Below are 20747 nucleotides of genomic sequence, written 5' to 3'. Positions count from 1 at the left end.
TCCTCGTACAGATAATCGATTAAACACCCGTTCGTTTGATGGTTTCGTCAAACGCCTTGCTGAAAATCAGCTCCCCCTCATGGAAGGCCTTCCAAGTGGCTGAGACATAAAAGTGCCCGTGATCACAGCGCATGTGATACGTGCCTTTTAGACCAGTCCACCAGCCATCTCGTCCCATTGTGAGATCAAACTCAAGGGTGGATTCCGCACTCAAAGGGTCATCCGGATGAATGGTTTGCCATTGGCTCATGGCCATATCAATCACGCTGTCACATGAGTTGTAATATTGGCGACCAAAATCATCATGGGTTTCCAGCGTGACACGGCCCGTTTTGTAATCGTGATGAACCACTCGTTCACTGTTACCTGAGCGCAAGGTTTCACCATCGATGGCAACCGGCTTGTCATAGGCTGGGGGCTCGATTTCTGTGATTAGGTTGTCACGATGAGGCACGTCAATGTGGCTCATGGAAGACTCTAAAGTAATGGTGGCACGATCTGGAGCAGGCCAAATCAGCGGCCAACACGCGGTTGAGACCGAGATACGCAGGCGATGTCCTGCAGGTACCTTGTAGGCCACGTGGTTAATCGGCACCTGTACATTATACAGCTCACCAGGAGTCAAAGGCTCGACAAACTCATGACTGTTACGATGAGTCAAATTCAAGACCCCTACGCTGATGCGAGTCACAGCTCCATCAGGGTGAACATCACACACACGTACCGCAAGGTTGGCGGTTGGCTTATCGCTACGTATCGCAAGATTTGCCATGACCTGACCCGCAATGGCCAAATCTTCTTCTAAAGGCAAGGTATCAAAGCATAAAGACCCCGCATCATCTGCACGCTGGTCTGCAGGTTGCTCCATCGCCAGACGAATGCCCACACACAGACGTCCACCATTTAGCCCCACCGTCTGTGGAGAACAAATTTGCTGGGCAAATGAATGAGAGTCAGGCGTCTCTGACAATTGTCCCTTAGATGGGTACAAGGTTTTATGAAGAGTATTAGGAGACGGCCACTCAGGCTCGGAAATCCACTGGCCAGGGCGCTCTTCATAATCCGTTTGTGGACGAGCGCTGTCTTGCATGTAATAGGTCAGTTTTGGCTCGTTTTCGATACCATTCTCGATGTCTTTAAGCCAACGATCCCACCAGCGTACGGACTCTTTTACATAGTCCATCTTAGGATTTGGATAGGCAATGTTAGGGTACTTATGGGCCCAAGGACCGACCAGCCCCTTAGTGGGAACCTCTAGGTTTTCAAGCAATCGGAACACGGTGTCACGGTAGTTATCCGCCCAACCACTGGTCGCGTACACCGGCACTTTAATGGCGCTGTAATCTTCACATACAGAACCATGCTTCCAGTAATCGTTACGCACTTGCTCGGTCAACCAAGGCTTAGCGAGAAATGGCATTTGCTGTAAACGCTCCAGCCATTGCTCCTTCCAGCCTTCGCCCACCAGCTTAGCATCTGGCGCGCGACCTTGAGCATAAGCCCAAAAGAAAGATGCCCAATCCAAGTTGTCATTAAGCAAGCAACCGCCCATGTAATGCACATCGGTCCCATAACGATCATCGGTAGAACATTGGGTAATGATGGCTTTTAGGGCTGGCGGATTCAGAGCAGCGACTTGGAGGGAGTTAAAACCGCCCCAAGAAATACCGACCATTCCCACACTGCCAGTACACCAAGCCTGCTCCGCTAACCAAGCGATGATGTCAAAGCCATCTTGCAGCTCTTGCTCAGTGTACTCGTCAGTAGTTTGTCCTTCTGACTCGCCACAACCACGAAGGTCCACACGGATGCAGGCATAGCCATGGGTAGCAGTCTGCGCCATGGTGATCTCATCGCGCACCAAAGTGCCATCATTTTTTCGGTAAGGAAGGAATTCTAAAATTGCTGGGACGGGGTACTCGTCCGCATCGCTTGGCATCCAAGCGCGGTACGCAAGCTGAGTACCATCGGGTAATGGCAGCATTGCGTGATGTATGTGTTTTATAGTTTGCATAAGGTCCTTTCGTTTTACTTGTATCGCTTATTTATATTAGGAAGGGCGAATTGTAAGTAAAACGCTATTTTGTTAGGGTATCCTGAACTAAAAGTTCAGGATAGCGTCTATCATGCCGATCAATAACCGAACGATTCCCTCCCTTAGCAGCTTGATCGTTTTTGAAGCATCCGCCCGTTTAGGCACCCTAACCAGTGCTGCGGATGAACTGTGTGTCTCCCCTACCGCCGTCAGTAAACAAATCAAACAATTGGAAGCCTTCCTAAACACACAATTATTTATTCGTAAAAAAACAGGTCTAGAACTGACCAAAAAAGGAACAAACTACCTCAAAGTAGTAAGCAGCACTCTGGAGCTGTTGGCAGAAGAATCCCATAAAATGGATGACACGGTTACGCCTCTTCCCCTGAACCTTGAAATCGGCGCTTGTTTTAGCCATTACTGGCTGATTCCACACCTTGACGACTTTCGGGAAAAATACCCAGACATCCTACTGAACATCAGCATTAACAACGAACGAAACATGAGTGAAGTAAACAGTGACCGCTACGATGTGGCCTTTTATTACACTTCCAATAGCACCCCCAGTGAGGACAATTTCTTACTGTTTGAAGAGCGCATGCTGTTAGTGTGTAGCCCAAGCTTCTTGGCGAAACATTCCGAAATAAACATTCTGGATAACCTCTGGAAGCAGCCGCTACTTGGCTTAAAAGACGCACCGGACTTTTGGGAAAACTGGCGCACTTGGGCACAGTATTCAGGAGTCGAATACCAGCCTCCAAAGAACGAGATCCAGATGGAAGACCAAATTACTGTGGTTCATGCCGCACAAAACGGCCTAGGGATCGCCCTGGCGTGGGATTGGCACGTAGCAGACTTGATTGCTGAGGGCCATCTAGTGGCCCTCACTCAGCCCGTTACCTGCCAACGTAACGGCTTCTTTCTTACTCGTACCAAAAACGCCAATCAATACAGCTCAGAATGCTTTATTAACTGGGTCGTTGATCGAGTCAAAGCAGAACAAACGGCAAAGGGTGACTAAATCCCCCGAGCCACGTTTTGCAGTGTTTCAAACGCCGCGAATTTAGCCTGATGAAGCGCTTTAAACGCGGGATTTGGCAGGTAAGTGCCTTTAAACGAAGACATGGAAGCCATCGCCTGAGTTAAGTCACTAAACGCCCCCGATGCCATGGCACCCAACATGGCTGAGCCTAGCAATACGGGCTCTGGGCACGCAGGAGCCACTACGGTTACCCCGGTGGCATCAGCCAGTAGCTGGCGAATCAATGGGTCTTGCCCTGCGCCACCACTGATGGCGATTTTATTGATCACCAAGCCTTCTCGGCCTTGGGCTTCAATGATTTGTCTTAGCCCATAAGCGATACCACAAATCCCCGCCACGTAAAGCTGCAACAGACTGTCTACGGATTTATCCATATTCAATCCAGCAATGATGCCTCGGGCATTGGGGTCCGCATGTGGAGCTCGATTTCCCAAAAACTCAGGCACTACCACAAGACGCCCAACACAATCTGCCGCATGGCTAAGATCCCTATGACGGCCTTTCACATTAGCGGATAACCACGCCGAAACACTTTGGCCTGCGTTCTTAGCCAGTGCTTTGACTTCCCCATAGGCAGGATGCATGGCGACCAACTGGTCAATGGCTGCTCCCGCAGCGGATTGCCCCGCTTCATTGAGCCATAATCCGGGGATCATGGCGGAATAATAAGGCCCCCATACCCCATGGACGAGTGTCGCCTCTTTGGAGGAGGTCAAGGTACATGCGGAGGTGCCAAACACATAAGACATGGTACCAATGGGTTCGGCAACGCCACTTTCCGTCACCGCCCCCACCGAGCCAACCGCTCCCGCATGCGCGTCAATCAACCCAGCCGCGACAGGTGTTCCTTCTTGCAACCCAAGCTGCTCCGCTGCCATACGGGATAATCCAGCACCGATTCCGGTTCCTGGCGGTACGATACGCGTGCCAATTTTTTGATAGCTCCCCTCAACCAAATCTCCAAGGCCGATTTGCTTGAAATAACTGTCGTCCCAACGTTCTTCATGGGCCATATACGTCCACTTGCACACCACGGTACAAATGGAGCGGTCCAAAGCATCCGTGGCTTTCCAAGTTAAGAAATCCGTCAAGTCAAAGAAGTACTTAGCCTTTTGATAAGTCTGAGGTAAGTGTTGTTTGAGCCACAACAGTTTTGGCGTCTCCATCTCAGGAGAGATCACTCCGCCCACATACTCCAACACCCTATGCTGGGTGCTATTGATAAATTGAGCTTGCTCAACGGCGCGTTGATCCATCCAAACAATGATATTGCGATGGTCCTCGCCATGCTCTCCCACCGAGATTGGCTGATTGTCAGGGCCAATGACCACCAAAGAACAGGTGGCATCAAAGCTCAAACCCAATACTTGATGGCTATCAACACAGGCTTGATCCATAGCCGCCCGCACCACATAGCACACAGACTCCCAAATATTGTCAGAAGACTGCTCGTAGCGAGCAGCCCCACTGCTGTACAAATCAATGTCGAGTTTTTGCGTTGCCAGCAACTCCCCAGCAAGGTTAAACACCCCTGCCCGCGCGGACCCTGTGCCAACGTCGACGCCAATTACATACTGCTCTGTCATGACTCGCCCCTACCTACAGATCCACGCTATTTGGTAATAACACCAAATCTCGAATAGTAACCCCTGCTGGCTGCTTCAACATAAACGCTACCGAGCTTGCCACCACTTCCGGCTGCATTAAGCTGCCATTTGCCAAGGCGTCTTCCAACTTCTCTTTTGGCCAATCATCCAACAAGGAAGTCACAACCGGCCCTGGTGCAATCGCCCCGACTCGCACTGAGTGAGGAATCAGCTGGCGACGCAAGGTGTGAACAAACGCCTGAATAGCATGCTTAGATGCCGTGTAAATTGGCTCCCACACCACAGGCACCAAGCCTGCAATGGAGCTGGTAACGATAATGTCCCCAGATTTTTGCTCAATCAAATGCGGTAATACGGCACGCACGGAGCGAAACACCGAGTTAATATTCAGGTTTAACATAGTGTCCCACTGGTTCGGGTTTCCTTCTGCGAACACGCCCCCCACATAGGCACCAGCGTTCGCATGGAAACCATCTAAGCGGCCGCCCGTCAGGGACAATATGTCTGCCAATAGGTGATCCACCGCCTCGTTGTCTAGCAAGTCTTTTTCTATACAGAAGCGATGCTCTGAACCCAATTCAGCGGAAGCTTGCTCTAATAATGCTTTAGAGCGATCGATTAACACCACCTGAGCCCCTTCGCTTACGAGCTCCTTTGCACAGGCGAAGCCAATTCCGGACGCAGCCCCTGTGATGGCATACACTTTTCCGTTTAATGAAGTTGTCATGATTGTATTCCTTAAAACTGATTACGCTTTGCCATGGGATTGGCGACTTTGACGCGCCATGCTGTCGATGATCACGGCAATCGCCAACACGGCACCGGTAATCATGTAGCGGTGTGACGAAGAAAGATTCAAAAGGGTCAAACCATTGGCAATGGATTGAATCACAATAATGCCAAGCAATGCAGACCAAGCAGAGCCACGGCCACCAAACAAACTGGTGCCACCGATAACTGCCGCAGCAATAGCGTTTAAGTTCACATCCCCTGTCCCAGCTTGCTGACTAGCAGACGCTAGGCGCGCCGCGGCTAGCATGCCTCCAAGTGTGGCTAAGGTAGAACATAGAATGAACGCGCTCAGGTAAATACGCTCCACCTTGATGCCCACCCGGCGTGCGGCCTCTACATTGCCGCCCACAGCAAACATGTAACGTCCCCACTTAGTGCGAGTTAGGGCATAATTCAATGCAATTACCAAGAGTAAGAACAGGCCAAACATCCAAGGCACACCACGGGACTGGTTCAAATACAGTACAATCAGCTCAAGCGCTACCGTCATAATGATGGCTTTGACTAGGATGGAATTAAGAGTTTTAGCCGATAGACGCATGGCAATGCGCTTGTTACGGATTTGCACCCCACGTAAAACAAAGACCGCTCCAGGCAAGATGGCCAAACTATGGGACAGCCAAGCAGGCATAATCAGCAACTGACCAAAATCCACTAGAGCTGACGAATACGGCAAGTTAATCGAACCGGTAGAGCCCAATAGGAATAATTGAAAGCCCAACAAAGCCAGCAAACCTGCCAAGGTAGCCACAAAACTTGGCATACCAAAGCGAGTACGCAGATACGCGTAGGCCATCCCCACGCAAGCACCAAAACTTAGGCTTAAAGCCATGGCCAATGGCAGCGCCAAACCTTGTTTTACCCAGAGTACGCCCAACAATGCAGAGCCAACACCGCTGAGGGAACCCACAGACAAGTCGATCTCTCCTAGCATGAGCACACATACAATGCCCAAGGCGATAATGCCCACAGTGGCGCTATCAAACAGCAAGTTCACCAGGTTGTTGGCGGACAAAAATACCGGATTGATCGCCGTGAAAATGGTCCAAATGATGATCAGACCGACCACAACAGGCAATGATCCTAGGTCTCCGGACTTTACTCGATCCACAAAAGAACGAATCACATCCCCTAGGCTACTATCATGGGTAACACGCTCATCACTACGATCCAACAAAGGAGCGTTGGCATCGATTTTATTGGTTGTTGAATTAGACATAACTTATACCTCACAGGCGCTGTCTGCGCTTTTGAGTCGTTGTTCGCGACGTGTCACTGAGTTATCCGATGCACCCGTGATGGCACCGATCAACTCTTCATTAGATGAGTCAGGGGTGAATACGCCATTATTTTTGCCAAGACGCAGTACCACGACACGATCAGCCACCGCACGCACGTCCTGCATATTGTGAGAGATAAGAATGACCCCTAGCCCTTTGGCTTTTACACGATCAATCAGATTTAACACTTCCGCGGTTTGCGCCACACCCAATGCCGCTGTGGGCTCATCCAACATGATGATTTTTGGGTTTGCTAACAAAGAGCGGGCAATCGCAACTGTTTGGCGTTGTCCGCCAGATAAGGAAGCCACCACATCACGGACGCTTGGGATGCGTGCCGCTAATTCGTTCAGTAACGTCCAAGAGCGCACTTCCATTTCCGTTTCGTCTAACGCAAACGGGCCAGACTCCTGACCGAGAAACAAGTTGGACACCACGTCTAGGTTTTCGCACAGGGCCAAGTCCTGAAACACGGTGGCAATCCCCAGATCAATGGCATCGGAAGGACCTTCCATTGACACGGGCTTACCTTCAAAGAAGATTTGCCCTGACGTAGGTCTATGGGCGCCGGCAATGGTTTTGATCAGCGTGGATTTGCCCGCGCCATTGTCACCAACCAGTGCCACCACTTCCCCTGGGTACACATCGAGATCGATATCGGTCAACGCCGACACCGCGCCAAACTGCTTACACACCTTTTGTAGGCTCAGCAAAGGGGTGCCTTTATTGGTATGGTTCTTTTGATTAACAGACATACTGATACTCTACTTTTTGAATGGGTTTGAATGGCCGCTCTTGTCAGAGCGACCTATGAACAACTGCTAAGATCTAGCGAATTTGCCCACTGTTAACGCCAAATGCCTAGCTCAATACAGCCGTCTTTATAGCGGCCAGTACAGATGTCTGCTGCGTTGGCGATGCCCGCATCAAAGATTTTCTCCTTGATGTTTTCGCGGGTAATCACGGCGGGAACAAACAGTTCAGAAGGCGTGTTGTAGAGTGTGGTTTTGCCCTTCGGCGTTTTACCATTCAGCATTTTTACTGCAACGTCTGCAGCGGCGGCAGCCACAATTTCAGAGGGTTTAGAGATGGTGTTGTACTGTTCACCAGAAATGATCAACTGCAATGCCGCTTGGGTTGCGTCGTTGCCAGTCACTGGTGGGATAGGGTTAACGCCAGCAGCCTTGAATGCGGCAATAGCGCCACCACCCGTACCATCGTTCGCAGCAACGACACCGATGATGTCATCATTAAAACGAGATACTTGACCCGCTGCCCAAGTCTGAGCTTTTTGTGGCACCCAGTCTGGTGTGTCGTACTCGGCTAGTGTGGTGTAACCACTGCTATCTAACGCTTCATCGATACCATCACGAATCAAACCTGCTGCCGCGTCTGTCGGGGAGCCATTGATCTGCAAGATGCCCCCTTTATCCATTGGCACACCTTCTTTCTTCAGGTGCTCAACCAAGTTTGCTGCAATAGCTTTACCAATGCCTTTGTTATCAAAAGACACATAGTAATCTGCTGGAACGGCTGGGATAGGACGGTCATAGGCGATCACTTTTACACCCTGACTTTGGGCAATACGCACTAAGGATGCGGCAGCACTAGAGTCCACAGGGTCAAGTACGATCACTTTTGCCCCTTGTGTGATCACAGAGTTGAATTGCTGTTGCTGTAGGGTCACATCGCCATTGGCGTTTTGATAGATCACCTTACAATCCTGACACATGCTATCCATGGCCGCTTTAAAGCCTGGGAAATCATGTTCTTCGTAGCGAGTGGACGCTTGGTCCGGCATCAAAAATGCCACAGTAGATTGAGCAAACGCATTACTGCTTAATACGCAGGCTGCTAAAGAAGTGAAACCAATTGTTTTTATTGCTTTAAGATTCATTTCTGTAACTCCAATTCGAATTATTTTGGGTAAAAGATCCCCCTTCCCGATCATCATCAAGAAAAAATAGTCTTTCTATTGGATTACTAAACGAAGCATTGTATGGTTAATACAACATTGTCCTCGCCAAAGTATAATGTTGGTTAATCAACGCTTGTTTAGTCGGTTCAGGGCGTTATCGATACTGCGTCGTGCTTACATTCCTCCTTTTAGGTTTTTAACTGACTTGCGTTTAACTAAATGCGCTTCGAGCACACTGCTCTGGGGCGCATGGTTAACTCCATCACTCTCTATTCGATCAATCAATCTTTGCCACGCTGTTTTAGCAATGTCATCAACTGGTTGTTGCATCACGGTTAAGCTCGCACTGCGGGCTGACATCCAAGCGTAATCATCGTGCGCCACCACAGAAATGTGATCACAAACACGTATGCCACGATCTGCCATGGCCGTTAACACGCTTAGAGTGGTGACGTTTGTTAGGCCAAAAATGGCTGTGGGAGGCTCATTGTTATCAAGCCAGTCACCAACGACCTTAGCCCCTTCATCAAGATCCGAGCCAAGAGCTAGGATTTCACAATGACCACCCAATTTTTGCACGGTATCAAAGCAACCTTGAGCACGATTTTGAATCGGCGGATGGTCAAGATTTGAGGCCGCAATCAACACCTTTTGATGGCCTTGATCCGCTAGGAATTGCCCAGCGTCTACACCAGATTGATAGTTGTCTATGGTCACCGTATCAAATGGGCAACCCTCCACAGAAACACGGTCCACCATGACCACTGGAGAGGTCTCTTTTAACGCGGCGATACTTGCTGGTAGCTCCCCTGAACAAGGAATGGCAATCATGCCAGCAGGCTGCCAACGTAGCAGCGCTTTGATCCGGGATTCTTCCACATCAAGACGATCGTGGGAGCTGGCAACAATCACATCATAGCCTTGGGAAAAAGCTAGGTTTTCAAGATTGGAAATAATTTTTGCGAAAAAGGTGTCCGTTAGGTTTGGCACCAGAACAGCCACAACATGATTACGTTGTGAACGAAGCTGAGACGCCGCGCGATTGGCTTGATAGCCTAATTGCTCAGCAGCGGCACGCACACGGTCTTTCAAATCGTCGTTCACTGGCTTACGGCCAGAAAACACGTTTGAAACCGTTGCTGTGGAGACACCTGCATGCTGCGCCACGTCTTTTATGGAAGGTTTTTTCATCGTTATTTGCTTCTATTTATTGTTCTGTAAAACGATTTACTAAGGCCATACTAGCAATCAGTAAAACGTTTTACAAGCACAAAGTTAAACGTTTTACTGATTGTCTTTTATTCCTCTGATTGGGTCAAACCCCTTCCCAAGCTATTTAGATACACCAATAAAAAAGCCTGCTCTAAAGCAGGCTTTTCCGGTCCAACGCTTTTCTAGTCAGGACACACTAGTGATGCTCCGAAAGAAATTGCTTAAGCGTCTCGATGGGTAAGGCTTTGGAATATAAGAACCCTTGAGCGAAATCACATCCCATGGCTCGCAGGATTTCCGCTTGTTCTGGATCTTCTATGCCCTCTGCCGTCACCGTCAGGTTGATGGACTTGGCAATGGCGATGATAGATTCCAGCATGACGCGCCCCCGGTTCGACTTAACTTCGTTGACAAAGGCTCGGTCGATTTTCAGGTTGTCTAAAGGCAATTTCATCAAATAACTTAATGCTGAGTACCCCGTACCAAAGTCATCTAAACAAATGCCGATGTTGTGAGTCTGTAGTATCTCGGCGTTTGCCTTGACCGCATCACCAATGGATAGCACAGCGTCTTCCGTCACTTCCACTTCGATCATTTTTGGTTTTAAGCCTCGATCATACAAACCGTACACAAGATGGTCGATCACTGAACGATGCACAAAGCTCTTGGCAGAAATGTTGATCGCCACAGGCGTCTCATGACTAAATAAGTCCTGATGGTCACTAAGAGTGTCTAATGTTTCACTGATAATGTATTTATCCAGCTCCAAATAAAGGTCTAGGTCATGAACAACCTTGATGATCTCTATCGGGCTAACAAACCCCAGTACATCGTCATACCATCGCATCAGCGCTTCAAAGCCGCAGACTTGGTTGGTTTTCAGATCAATCTTAGGCTGCAAATGCACTTTTAAATGGCCAAACTCCAAGGCTTTAACAAGTTTACGTTCGACACTTTTCGCGCGTTCATACCCTTGCTGAATCTTCTCATTATGAAGCGCGTAAAACACGTCTTCTTGTAACGCGTAAGACAAGGCCATTTCAGAGCGTAATACCACATCATCAAAGCTCTCACCCGCCTGATAAATGGCACAACCAGAGCGCAACTCCGTCTCAATGATGGCGTGTTGATTCATCAGTTGCTGCAGCTTTGATAAATGCGCTTCCACATATTGTTGAACGTCACAGGTCTTTGGCAGTGAGCACACCACAAGGAAGCCATATTCGGTAATACGACTGGCCATGATGATGTTGTCATCACTTTCAAAGATGGTCGCAATATGACGTAGTTTTTCATCCACGGCGGAGTAACCATCCAACTTGGCCATACGCTTAAACTTGATCAGCTCAATCTGAACAAAGACATAGGTAGAAAGATCGTTGCGCATATCAGTCGCAATGAACTTCTTACGCAGAAATTCGATATTTGGCAGCTTAGTGACCTTATCGAAATGCTTGAGAAAATACGCTTCGTTTGCCGCAAACACTTTTTCGGACACGTCAATGCCAACTGCTTGGATATGGGCGCCATCTTGATCTGTCACTTGACGAATCCACCACTCGACTTCCGTGCGCTCTGCCCCTACTTTCAATGTTAACGGTAGCTTAAATTCCTTTTCATTTCGCAGAGTCAGTAATGCCACTCGGTTTTTAAACTCCTCTTGATTGCTTTCTAGCAGGCAATCAACAAAGTTCTTTTCCATGGTAAGACCATGCTGAGCAAAGACATTATCAAAGGTACGGTTGGTCAACATGATCTGACCGTTTAAGGTCATACGCACAATGTAAAGCCCTTGGCTGTCAAACACACTCTTATAGCGCGTATCCACCCGCTTAAGTTGATTAACCGCTGTTTTGTATTGGGTCAAATCATGGCAGATGCCGACAAAGGATGGCTTACTCTGGGAGTCTAAAGAGCGCCCAACAGACAAGTGCATGTCAAACACTTCGCCATTCTTACGGCGCGCGACCACTTCACGGCCACGGCCAATGATCTCCGTTTTACCTGTGACCAAGTGATTGTGGAGATATTCATCATGTTTCAGCCCTACATCCGATGGCATCAGGATAGAGACGTTTTGTCCCACAACTTCCTTTGCCGAGTAGCCGAAAAGAGTTTCTGCAGCGGGGGAAAATGATTCAATCACCCCTCTATAGTTGATGATAATGATGCCATCTGCAGCAGAGTTGAACAGCGCCTCGTATAAAAATCCCTTTTCACTCATGTCCTAGCTCCTAAAACGCTGCACCAAATTATGTAGATCAACGGTGGAGTTTTTAGACGCCGCGACTGCTTGGCTGAGCTCTTCCATTAAATCTTTATTCTCGTGTGACAACTGGGCAATACGTACTACCTGCCCACTGGTGTCTTCAATGACCGTCACTTGTTGCAACGAAGTGGATGACATTTGCATGGTGCGTTCCGAAATATCTTCCATGCGTTCTGCAACCGTATGAATTAGGTGTTCTTCTTCCTCCACCAAAGTCATGCTGTGTACAGAGGCTTCGCCCCCCTTATGGGCAAGCTCAGACGATTCGGTCACACTTTGCTTAAGCAGGTTAATCTGCTCACCAATGTTCTGGGTTAGACTTTGAGTCTTGCTCGCAAGATTACGCACCTCGTCAGCCACCACAGCAAAGCCGCGACCATGTTCCCCTGCTCGCGCCGCTTCAATGGCCGCATTCAATGCCAATAAATTCGTTTGCTCGGCAATTTGATCGATGGATTGAGTGGCGGTGTAGATATTATCTGTTAAGGATTGAACCCCTTGGATCGCCGTTTCCACTTCCTGTACCTGCTGTCTGAGCTGGCTAATCGACCCTTTGACTTTGCCTCCTAATAAAGCAGCTTCTTGGGTAAGATCCGCACCCGCCTTAGTAAACTCCGCGGTCTCAGTCACATGGCGAGACACTTCTTCTGTGGTAGACGAGAGCTCCGTCATGGCGGTTGCCACCAAATTTGTTTGATCGTTCTGATCAGCGATCTTGGCCTGTCCCTGTGCTAACCGCTGGTGACAGGCATTCATTTGCTCCTCCACCGTGGCACTGGATTCTTCAATCCGGGTCAAAATAGTGATCATACGGCTATGAAGTGACTTGATCCCCATTGCAATTCGACCTGATTCGCCAGAAACGCTGGAATAGGTTTTGGCAATTAATGGATCTTGAAAGGCTTTAGGCCCTAAATAACTTTTTAACTCATTGAGGTTTTTACGATGCTGATACACCGTCGAGGCATTCATGACAATGCTACATAAAAGCGCCAATATTATGGTCGGCAAAAGTCCAGCGTATGCATAAGACAAAATTAAGGCGATCAAGGAGACTGCAAACAAACTCCAGCCATTTTTAAGCAGTTTAAGCTTGTCCAGAGGGCTAGGTTTTTGAATCCCTTGGTAAATGGCTTCTGCACGTTTAACATCTTCACGTTTAGGACAAGAACGAACGGATTCATAACCCACTACCTGCCCATCCTTGTACATGGGCATGACGTAAGCATCGACCCAATAAAAATCACCATTCTTACAACGGTTTTTAACCAAGCCCATCCAAGAGCGCCCAGATTTCAAGGTCTCCCACATATTATTAAACGCTGCTGCGGGCATATCTGGATGACGTACAAGGTTGTGAGGCTGCCCTAGCAGTTCATTTGCTTGATAGCCGGATATATCCACAAACGCTTGGTTAAAACTTGTGATCCGTCCTTTTAAATCTGTCGTCGAAATTAACTGAGTGTCTTTTGAAAACGTGCGCTCATTTTGACTCACAGGGAGATTCATTCTCATGATGTCACCATAAATAACTTTTATAAGCTGGTATTAGATCGCGTAATAATGCCAAGCCCAAAAATTTATGATAGTGAAATGTTACGGAATATTACCGAAAAACATTAGAGAGAACTTAACTATTGATCTGGATCAATTAAAAACAGAAACACAAATAAAATTGATATTTTTCAGTACTTTTTTTAATCAATTCTTCAGGTGTCGGCTATCACGATGCTTGTCATATCTAAGACTTTAGATACAAAAGGCTACATTTCATGTAATTATTACCCCTGAGGCTCACTTAGTTACATGATGATATTTCAGTGATTCAATCAATATTTTGGGTGGGCTTGCCTAATCTCATGGCGAACACCCTAGGCTATTCTTTGAATGAACTCTTTCTAAGCGTTCGACGTCTAAACACAACACCGATTAAACTAGCAAGATGGCAAACAAAGGCTCATACCAAGAATGACATCCACACCCAAAAAACTCAGACAAGCTGCCGATGCCTATCGAGCCATCCTAGACACACTTGAAGAATGGATATTAGTGGTTGACCAAAACGCCCGTATCTTCTTTATGAATCGGCCCTATGCGCGGTTTCTAGGAGTGAATGCGGAGGAGGTAAAAGGCAAGAAAGTGACGGATGTGATCGAAAACACGCGTATGCATCTAGTTATTCAAAAAGGGGTTGCCGAGCGGCTGTCCATACAAAAGATTCGCGACAGTAACATGATCGCAAGCCGCTACCCTATCATTGATCAAGGCACTGTGATTGGCGCAGTGGGCATTGCTATTTTCAACGACACCTACCAATGGAAGCGAATAAATAGCCACATAAAAGCCCTCATGGCAGAGCAGACGCCACTTCCGCAAAGCCAAAGCCCCCATAAAGATTCGTCCACAAGTTACTATCGCCTGACAGATGTTGTTGGCGAGAGCAAAGCCATAAAAGAATTGAATCAGACCATCACTCAAGTGGCATCCGGTGATGTCACTGTCCTATTACGAGGAGAGTCTGGTACCGGCAAAGAGCTTTATGCCCATGCCATCCACCATCTATCAGAACGCTCTGACGCCCCTTTTATCAAGGTAAACTGTGCTGCGATCCCCGAAAACTTATTAGAAAGCGAACTTTTTGGGTACTTGGATGGCGCCTTTACCGGCGCGAGAAAGGGCGGTAAAGCCGGAAAGTTTCAATTGGCCAACAAAGGCACATTATTTTTAGACGAAATTGGCGAACTCCCCCTATCAATGCAGGCCAAATTACTACGAGCCTTACAAGAGCGCGAGGTCGAAGCAATCGGCAGCCATTCCCCAACGCCTATCGATATTCGCTTGATCACCGCTACCCACCGCCCTTTGGAGGACCTGATCCGCAGTGGTGAGTTTAGAGAAGACCTGTATTATCGAATTAATGTGGTAAACATCTCTTTGCCTCCCTTGCGGGAACGCCCTGAGGACATTGCCAAGTTAACTGAACACTTTTTACACGCCTTATCCCGCCGTACAGGTCGTCGCGCTCCCAAACTGACCGCCCAAGCCATGACGGCTCTTCTGGAATATCATTGGCCAGGTAATATTCGTGAACTTGAGAATGTTTTAGAAGCGGCATTTTTTACAACCCAGGAACATAAAATCCCATTATCCCTGCTTCCTGCCAATGTTCGTCAGGCTGCCAGCCAAGACGAATTTTCGTCGTCCTTACACACCAATAGCCCAATTCTGTCCGGCACCCTTAAAGAGCAACTAGATCGAGCCGAGAAGCAGGCGATTAAACAAGCCTTAAACAACGCCTATGGCAACCGCACTTTGGCTGCTAAACAATTAGGCATTAGCAAATCAACCCTGTACGAAAAGCTCCAAAAGCACGAACTATAAGTAAATCATTAATTTTTTCCGAATAATCGGACTTAGTCTGATTATTCGGACGCCATCCCTATTTTTAATCACCTAAACCATCCGGAATTTCGGATTTTCAATCACTCTCTCTTCCCTATTAAACAGCAAAAAATCTCATAGAGATCTGTTTTATAAGGCTTTTAATCTCATGGCATCTTTATTGATACGACTTTTTTTCGATACGTCGTTCGCCTGCACTTCATCCATGCAGGCTTTAGAAAAACAATAAAGCTAGGATCAGACTATGAAGAACACTTTTATCGCTGCCACTTGTGCATCAGTTGCTTTCATCTCTACGCCCTCGTTTGCAGAGCTAGACAGAATTCGCTGGCAAATTCCTATGCCAATCTCCTCTTCACTTGCCATACTCGGAGACACCATGACGGACGTTTCCAGACGACTTGAAGAGATAAGTGATGGTCGTATAAGACTTCAAGTGTTTGAACCAAACTCTTTGATCCCTGCTCTGGGCGTCTTTGAAAATGTCAGTACTGGTACCATTGATGCAGGATTTTCATGGATGGGATACGAATCAGGTCAAGTCCCCGCCTCTGCTCTCTTTGGCGCCACCCCCTTCGGCCTTGAATCTAACGAATTTACCGCATGGTTGTACTTCCATGGGGGAGATGGATTGCTCAAAGCTTTGTACGAACCCCACAATGTCTATCCGATTTCGTGTGGTACCGTCAGCTCGGAAGCAGCAGGCTGGTTTAGAGAAGAAGTAAAGACCCCAGAGGATATGAAAGGCATCAAATTTCGAGCCGCGGGGCTGGGCGGAGAGATCATGGCTGAAATGGGCATGTCCGTGACCGTGCTTCCAGGTGGCGAATTATATCAGGCCCTTGAAACAGGCGTGATTGACGGCACTGAATTTTCCATCCCCACGGTCGATCAGCAATTAGGGTTCTACCAAGTCGCCAAGCATTACTACCTTCCTGGTTGGCATCAGCCAAGCACCAACCTGTTTTTGTATATTAATCTGGACAGCTGGAAGGACTTAAATCCATCCACCCAATCTCTTATTGAAACCACTTGTATGGCGGCAAACACCTACTCCATTGCCAAATCAGAAGCCATGCAAGGCGCCGTTATCAACGACTTTGAGTCTAAGGGTGTCCAGCTGCACCAGTATTCACCTGAGATCCTAAAAGCTTTTGAGAAAGCGACCGAGACCGTTATGGCTCGTCGTTCCGCCAGCAATAAAGAATTCGCAGAGATTTATGCATCCATGAAAGCTTTCCAAGAAGAACACAGTGCTTGGAAAAACTACGGCTATTTACCCCGTGATTGGCATCAAAACTAGCTCTTAATCCATGCCTAATCGGCCCTGCCATGAGCCAGTGCTGCTGGCCTTGTTTGCTAACTTCTGATGTTGGAATTTTTATTATGTCGAACCATGAGATATCTCAGGACCTAAAAGCCATTGAGGCAAAATTGTCGGACACTACTTGGTCAACGCTCCCCCACACTCGACTCAGTCGTGCTATTGACCGAGTGATTGAAATCATTGGTCGCAACGTCTCGTTTGTGTGGGTGCTTTTAATGCTTTTAATCGTTGCCAACACCCTGATGCGCTATATTTTCAGTGTCAACTTTGTTGCTCTAGAGGAGTTGCAATGGCACCTGTATGCCATCGGCTTCATGCTTGGCTTATCTTATTGCTTAACCCACGATGGCCATGTGCGGGTAGACACCTTGGTTGAGCGCTGTCATCTAAGAACCCGAGCAACCATTGAGCTGCTCGGATTAAGCCTTTTACTCTTGCCTTTCTGCCTCATCGTCTTCGATTACTCTCTGCCTTTTATTACTCGTTCTTATCGTTTAAGTGAAGTGTCCTCTGCCCCCGGAGGTTTACCCATGCGCTGGCTCATCAAGTCTACCGTGGCGATTGCATTTGCCTTACTGACACTGGCGGCATTTTCACGTTGGCTGCGCTGTTTCGCCTTACTACGCCAACCTAAATCCACCGCATCGGTATAGGGGGTCACATGCTAGAAACAAATGAAATGCTCGTTATTGCCATGCTAGGCAGCTTTATTGCTTTGCTCTTTACTGGCTTCCCAGTCGCTTGGATTCTTGCTGGGCTGGCCGTGATATTCAGCGTTATCGGTATCGTGACTTATGAGTACCTAAATTGGGACACCTATTTCATGACCAGTTGGCGTGTTTATGGTTTGTTTGTGCAACGAATCTATGCCCAAATGACAAATTGGATACTGGTGGCCTTGCCCATGTTTGTATTCATGGGGCTCATGCTTGAGCGCTCTGGTATTGCGGAAAAGCTCATGGTCAACTTTGTCCGCTTGTTTGGCCGATTCCGTGGTGGTTTAGGTGTGGCGGTCATCTTGATTGGTATTCTCTTTGCCGCCTCCACAGGGATCGTCGGAGCCTCTGTTGTACTGCTCGCCATGCTCTCAATGCCTGTGATGTTGCAACAAAACTATTCCAAATCCTTTGCCAGCGGCATCGTTGCCTCTTCTGGCACCTTAGGCATTTTAATTCCGCCTAGCATCATGCTGATCATCATGGCCGATCAGCTCTCTTTGTCTGTGGGCAGTTTATTCATGGGCGCCTTGATCCCAGGTCTACTGTTAGGCTGTCTATATATTATCTATGTGATTGCCAGTGCCTATCTGAATCCAAAAGCCTGTGAACTCCCAACGGATTTGCCTCCTGTAACCTGGGGACTGATCAAAGAGACCTTACTTGCTGTCATCCCACCCTTGGGTTTGATCTTGGCAGTATTAGGCTCCATCTTTATGGGGATCGTTTCTCCCACGGAGGCGGCTGGGGTTGGCGCCTTAGGTGCGACCTTACTGGCCATTTTAAACAAGCGTTTCTCTTTCCCTATGCTGGCAGATGTGTGTCGCCGCACCACGATTACCACAGCTTTTGTGTTCGGTATTTTCCTTGGCGCCACAGCCTTTGCCGTGGTGCTGCGAAACCTGGGCGGCGATGAATTCATCAGCGATAGTTTGCAAAGCATTCCCCTATCGTCAGCTGGCATTGTCATCGTGATCTTATTGATTACCTTCATTGCCGGTTTCTTTTTGGATTGGCTGGAAATCAGCTTGATTCTATTGCCATTAGTAGGCCCTGTGGTGGTGGCACTTGGTTTCGACCTTGTCTGGTTTGTGGTGCTCTTTGCTTTAGCGCTACAGACTTCCTTCTTAACGCCCCCGGTGGGCTTCTCCCTGTTTTATCTAAAAGGCGTCGCACCGCCAAGTGTTACCACCTTAGACATTTATAAGGGGGTCATCCCTTTCATCTTGTTACAACTGTTAGCCGTTGCCCTAGTGTTTTATTTCCCAAATATCGTGCTCTGGCTACCTCAAGCCATGTACGCAAATTAATAGGAGGACCTGCACTAACAAGCAATACCACCTTTATGGACGTTAACTAAAAAGGAAATACATCATGAAAAATCAAACCGTTTTAATTACTGGTGCTGCCAGCGGAATAGGCTTAGAAATCGCTTTGGCCTTTCTTAAGCAAGAGGCAAATGTGGCCGTTATAGATTTCAATCAAGACGCATTGGATAAAATGAGCCGTAATTTAGAGGACTTTTCGGCTCAGTTGTGCTTTTTACAAAGTGACGTGTCTGATGAAAAAGTCTTTGAGGCCGCCATCGATAAAGCCATTGAGCGCTTTGGTCAGGTAGATATTTTAATCAATAATGCCGGCATGCAACATGTTGCGCTGATTGAAGACTTCCCCACTGAGCGCTACCGCCAGCTGATTGACATTATGTTGGTTGCGCCATTTATCGCCATTAAAAAGCTCATGCCTAGCATGAAGGCTCAAGGCTTCGGACGCATCATTAATATGGCGTCTGTTAATGGATTACTCGGTTTTAGTGGCAAGGCTGGCTACAACTCCGCCAAACATGGTGTGATCGGCCTAACCAAGGTGGCCGCTCTTGAATCCGCACCGTTTGGCGTCACCGTCAATGCTCTATGCCCTGGGTATGTGGACACACCACTCATACACAACCAGCTGGAAGACCTGGCTAAAACCCGTGGCATCGCGGTAGAAGATGTCATGGAAGAAGTTATGTGGTCCAAAGTACCCCAGAAGCGTCTGCTGGACGTGTCAGAGATTTCTGATTATTGCCTATACCTCGCAAGCCCATCAGCAAAAGGCATCACAGGGCAAGCTGTGGTGATTGATGGTGGGTATACCTGTCAGTAACTGTCATTTAAAACAGCTGTCCCATAATCAGCATTTTGGTTATGGGATAGCTACTCACTCCCCCCCCGAACATTCCGGCTGCCAGATCCGATTCACGAACTCAGGATGATCAACAAAGGGGTTGCGGTTGCCTTGCAGTGACTGAACTCGATCGTTGCGTCTTTGTTCAAACGCTGTGACAGGAAATCTAAAGTGCCATTTTATTAGAGTACATAGATCGCCAATGGTGGGTTGGCCACTTTGCTTTTCATTACCATGGACTACTTCTAAATCTGGCATGAGTTCTGGGGAAGCATTGTCCCCTGCTTCATAACGAGTGGCCATGTAAAACACCATACGTGCCACCTGCCCCTTAGCTCTATCTGGTGGTTCAAACGACTCATTCTCTTTATTAAGGTAGGCACCTGATAATACTTTAGAACCATCGGCTAGCTCGTCATACACTGGCTCGCCCCCCTCCCCGTAACCATAATTGCTATGGGCACCATTGATATTACGATCAGAGGGGCGCAGGTGATTTAAATCGGTGTAGCCATCTTGGCTTTGCTTGGCAAAGCCTCGGGACTTTGGCCAGACATGCTCCCTATCCCAAGAGTCATCCTTACTTTTACCGCGATTAGCTTGATCAATTCGTCGTACATCATCCAAATACAAAAGCTGTACTAGACCACATTTAGGCGCGTCCTCAGGACAGGCTGAGTCCGTATAAACCAGCGCTTCCCAGACATCGACTTTTTTGCCATCAAACCAATCGGCATTGCCACTCTGGGTGTATTTGAGAGGCTTTTGTCCATCTATAATCTGGTGCAATTTTGATTTTAACGCTTGTCCAGTCAGCCCTTGGGTACCGTTGTAATAATCGGCATTGGCCTGAAGACAAAATAAGGAGATCACAAATATTGAGAGGTATTTCATATCTTCCTATTGATAGTGTTAGAAATGAATATTGTGGGGCAATTTTATCGTCACTAAAACCCCATCTTCGAAATGCATTTTAAT

16 protein-coding genes are annotated in these 20747 nt (G+C 47.8%); 6 read left to right on the top strand and 10 right to left on the bottom strand.

Annotated features, from left to right (window positions below; all coding sequences use genetic code 11):
* Positions 1 to 19: 19 nt before the first annotated feature.
* Positions 20 to 2014, bottom strand: a complete 1995-nt coding sequence (locus tag ACFQ45_RS09385) for a CocE/NonD family hydrolase (RefSeq protein WP_377366983.1) — start codon at positions 2012 to 2014, stop codon at positions 20 to 22.
* A 112-nt stretch (positions 2015 to 2126) separates the two neighbouring features.
* Here ACFQ45_RS09385 and ACFQ45_RS09380 point away from each other — a divergent pair, with 112 nt between their 5' ends.
* Positions 2127 to 3056 carry a LysR substrate-binding domain-containing protein gene (locus ACFQ45_RS09380; RefSeq protein ID WP_377366982.1) on the top strand — a complete coding sequence of 310 codons (930 nt, stop codon included), beginning with the start codon at positions 2127 to 2129 and terminating at the stop codon, positions 3054 to 3056.
* Here the strand turns inward: ACFQ45_RS09380 and ACFQ45_RS09375 are convergent.
* From ACFQ45_RS09375 to ACFQ45_RS09340, 8 genes are all read right to left on the bottom strand, one after another.
* Positions 3053 to 4663 (bottom strand): FGGY-family carbohydrate kinase, encoded by a 1611-nt coding sequence (locus tag ACFQ45_RS09375; RefSeq protein ID WP_377366980.1) that lies wholly within the window; start codon positions 4661 to 4663, stop codon positions 3053 to 3055. The genes ACFQ45_RS09380 and ACFQ45_RS09375 overlap by 4 nt on opposite strands.
* A 13-nt stretch (positions 4664 to 4676) precedes the next feature.
* Positions 4677 to 5411 carry an SDR family oxidoreductase gene (locus tag ACFQ45_RS09370; protein WP_377366978.1) on the bottom strand — a complete coding sequence of 245 codons (735 nt, stop codon included), beginning with the start codon at positions 5409 to 5411 and terminating at the stop codon, positions 4677 to 4679.
* Positions 5412 to 5432: 21 nt separating this feature from the next.
* Positions 5433 to 6695: a sugar ABC transporter permease gene (locus ACFQ45_RS09365; RefSeq protein WP_377366976.1), complete on the bottom strand. Its 1263-nt coding sequence runs from the start codon at positions 6693 to 6695 to the stop codon at positions 5433 to 5435.
* Positions 6696 to 6698: 3 nt separating this feature from the next.
* On the bottom strand, positions 6699 to 7511 hold the full coding sequence (locus ACFQ45_RS09360) for an ATP-binding cassette domain-containing protein (protein WP_377366974.1): 813 nt from the start codon (positions 7509 to 7511) through the stop codon (positions 6699 to 6701).
* A gap of 92 nt (positions 7512 to 7603) precedes the next feature.
* Positions 7604 to 8653 (bottom strand): ABC transporter substrate-binding protein, encoded by a 1050-nt coding sequence (locus ACFQ45_RS09355; RefSeq protein WP_377366973.1) that lies wholly within the window; start codon positions 8651 to 8653, stop codon positions 7604 to 7606.
* Positions 8654 to 8848: 195 nt separating this feature from the next.
* Positions 8849 to 9865, bottom strand: coding sequence for a LacI family DNA-binding transcriptional regulator (locus tag ACFQ45_RS09350; protein ID WP_377366971.1), 1017 nt, complete (start codon positions 9863 to 9865; stop codon positions 8849 to 8851).
* A 217-nt stretch (positions 9866 to 10082) separates the two neighbouring features.
* Positions 10083 to 12110, bottom strand: a complete 2028-nt coding sequence (locus ACFQ45_RS09345) for an EAL domain-containing protein (protein WP_377366969.1) — start codon at positions 12108 to 12110, stop codon at positions 10083 to 10085.
* A gap of 3 nt (positions 12111 to 12113) precedes the next feature.
* Complete coding sequence (locus ACFQ45_RS09340; RefSeq protein WP_377366967.1) at positions 12114 to 13670, bottom strand: methyl-accepting chemotaxis protein; 1557 nt, start codon at positions 13668 to 13670, stop codon at positions 12114 to 12116.
* Between the two features lie 453 nt (positions 13671 to 14123).
* Here ACFQ45_RS09340 and ACFQ45_RS09335 point away from each other — a divergent pair, with 453 nt between their 5' ends.
* The 5 genes from ACFQ45_RS09335 (at position 14124) to ACFQ45_RS09315 (ending at position 19748) form a co-directional block, all read left to right on the top strand.
* Complete coding sequence (locus ACFQ45_RS09335) at positions 14124 to 15536, top strand: sigma-54 interaction domain-containing protein (protein WP_377366965.1); 1413 nt, start codon at positions 14124 to 14126, stop codon at positions 15534 to 15536.
* Between the two features lie 265 nt (positions 15537 to 15801).
* Positions 15802 to 16860 (top strand): TRAP transporter substrate-binding protein, encoded by a 1059-nt coding sequence (locus ACFQ45_RS09330; RefSeq protein ID WP_377366964.1) that lies wholly within the window; start codon positions 15802 to 15804, stop codon positions 16858 to 16860.
* An 83-nt stretch (positions 16861 to 16943) separates the two neighbouring features.
* Positions 16944 to 17537, top strand: a complete 594-nt coding sequence (locus tag ACFQ45_RS09325; protein WP_377366962.1) for a TRAP transporter small permease subunit — start codon at positions 16944 to 16946, stop codon at positions 17535 to 17537.
* A gap of 8 nt (positions 17538 to 17545) precedes the next feature.
* On the top strand, positions 17546 to 18910 hold the full coding sequence (locus ACFQ45_RS09320; protein ID WP_377366960.1) for a TRAP transporter large permease: 1365 nt from the start codon (positions 17546 to 17548) through the stop codon (positions 18908 to 18910).
* A gap of 64 nt (positions 18911 to 18974) precedes the next feature.
* Positions 18975 to 19748 (top strand): 3-hydroxybutyrate dehydrogenase, encoded by a 774-nt coding sequence (locus tag ACFQ45_RS09315; protein WP_377366958.1) that lies wholly within the window; start codon positions 18975 to 18977, stop codon positions 19746 to 19748.
* 54 nt (positions 19749 to 19802) lie between these two features.
* On the opposite strand, the gene ACFQ45_RS09310 is transcribed toward ACFQ45_RS09315, so the two are convergent.
* Entirely contained in the window at positions 19803 to 20663 is an 861-nt protein-coding gene (locus ACFQ45_RS09310) for an endonuclease I family protein (protein ID WP_377366956.1), read from the bottom strand.
* Between the last annotated feature and the right edge of the window lie 84 nt (positions 20664 to 20747).

It is taken from the genome of Rhodanobacter aciditrophus, assembly GCF_042679525.1.
GTDB classification, from domain to species: Bacteria; Pseudomonadota; Gammaproteobacteria; order Pseudomonadales; family Marinomonadaceae; genus Marinomonas; species Marinomonas aciditrophus.
This window is presented reverse-complemented; position numbering and strand designations above follow the sequence as displayed.

What these genes read in the sequence shown, in the direction of transcription:
- ACFQ45_RS09385 (WP_377366983.1), bottom strand. Translation starts at nt 2,014, where the DNA reads ATGCAAACTATAAAACACATACATCACGCAATGCTGCCATTACCCGAT.
- ACFQ45_RS09380 (WP_377366982.1), top strand. Translation starts at nt 2,127, where the DNA reads ATGCCGATCAATAACCGAACGATTCCCTCCCTTAGCAGCTTGATCGTT.
- ACFQ45_RS09375 (WP_377366980.1), bottom strand. Translation starts at nt 4,663, where the DNA reads ATGACAGAGCAGTATGTAATTGGCGTCGACGTTGGCACAGGGTCCGCG.
- ACFQ45_RS09370 (WP_377366978.1), bottom strand. Translation starts at nt 5,411, where the DNA reads ATGACAACTTCATTAAACGGAAAAGTGTATGCCATCACAGGGGCTGCG.
- ACFQ45_RS09365 (WP_377366976.1), bottom strand. Translation starts at nt 6,695, where the DNA reads ATGTCTAATTCAACAACCAATAAAATCGATGCCAACGCTCCTTTGTTG.
- ACFQ45_RS09360 (WP_377366974.1), bottom strand. Translation starts at nt 7,511, where the DNA reads ATGTCTGTTAATCAAAAGAACCATACCAATAAAGGCACCCCTTTGCTG.
- ACFQ45_RS09355 (WP_377366973.1), bottom strand. Translation starts at nt 8,653, where the DNA reads ATGAATCTTAAAGCAATAAAAACAATTGGTTTCACTTCTTTAGCAGCC.
- ACFQ45_RS09350 (WP_377366971.1), bottom strand. Translation starts at nt 9,865, where the DNA reads ATGAAAAAACCTTCCATAAAAGACGTGGCGCAGCATGCAGGTGTCTCC.
- ACFQ45_RS09345 (WP_377366969.1), bottom strand. Translation starts at nt 12,110, where the DNA reads ATGAGTGAAAAGGGATTTTTATACGAGGCGCTGTTCAACTCTGCTGCA.
- ACFQ45_RS09340 (WP_377366967.1), bottom strand. Translation starts at nt 13,670, where the DNA reads ATGAGAATGAATCTCCCTGTGAGTCAAAATGAGCGCACGTTTTCAAAA.
- ACFQ45_RS09335 (WP_377366965.1), top strand. Translation starts at nt 14,124, where the DNA reads ATGACATCCACACCCAAAAAACTCAGACAAGCTGCCGATGCCTATCGA.
- ACFQ45_RS09330 (WP_377366964.1), top strand. Translation starts at nt 15,802, where the DNA reads ATGAAGAACACTTTTATCGCTGCCACTTGTGCATCAGTTGCTTTCATC.
- ACFQ45_RS09325 (WP_377366962.1), top strand. Translation starts at nt 16,944, where the DNA reads ATGTCGAACCATGAGATATCTCAGGACCTAAAAGCCATTGAGGCAAAA.
- ACFQ45_RS09320 (WP_377366960.1), top strand. Translation starts at nt 17,546, where the DNA reads ATGCTAGAAACAAATGAAATGCTCGTTATTGCCATGCTAGGCAGCTTT.
- ACFQ45_RS09315 (WP_377366958.1), top strand. Translation starts at nt 18,975, where the DNA reads ATGAAAAATCAAACCGTTTTAATTACTGGTGCTGCCAGCGGAATAGGC.
- ACFQ45_RS09310 (WP_377366956.1), bottom strand. Translation starts at nt 20,663, where the DNA reads ATGAAATACCTCTCAATATTTGTGATCTCCTTATTTTGTCTTCAGGCC.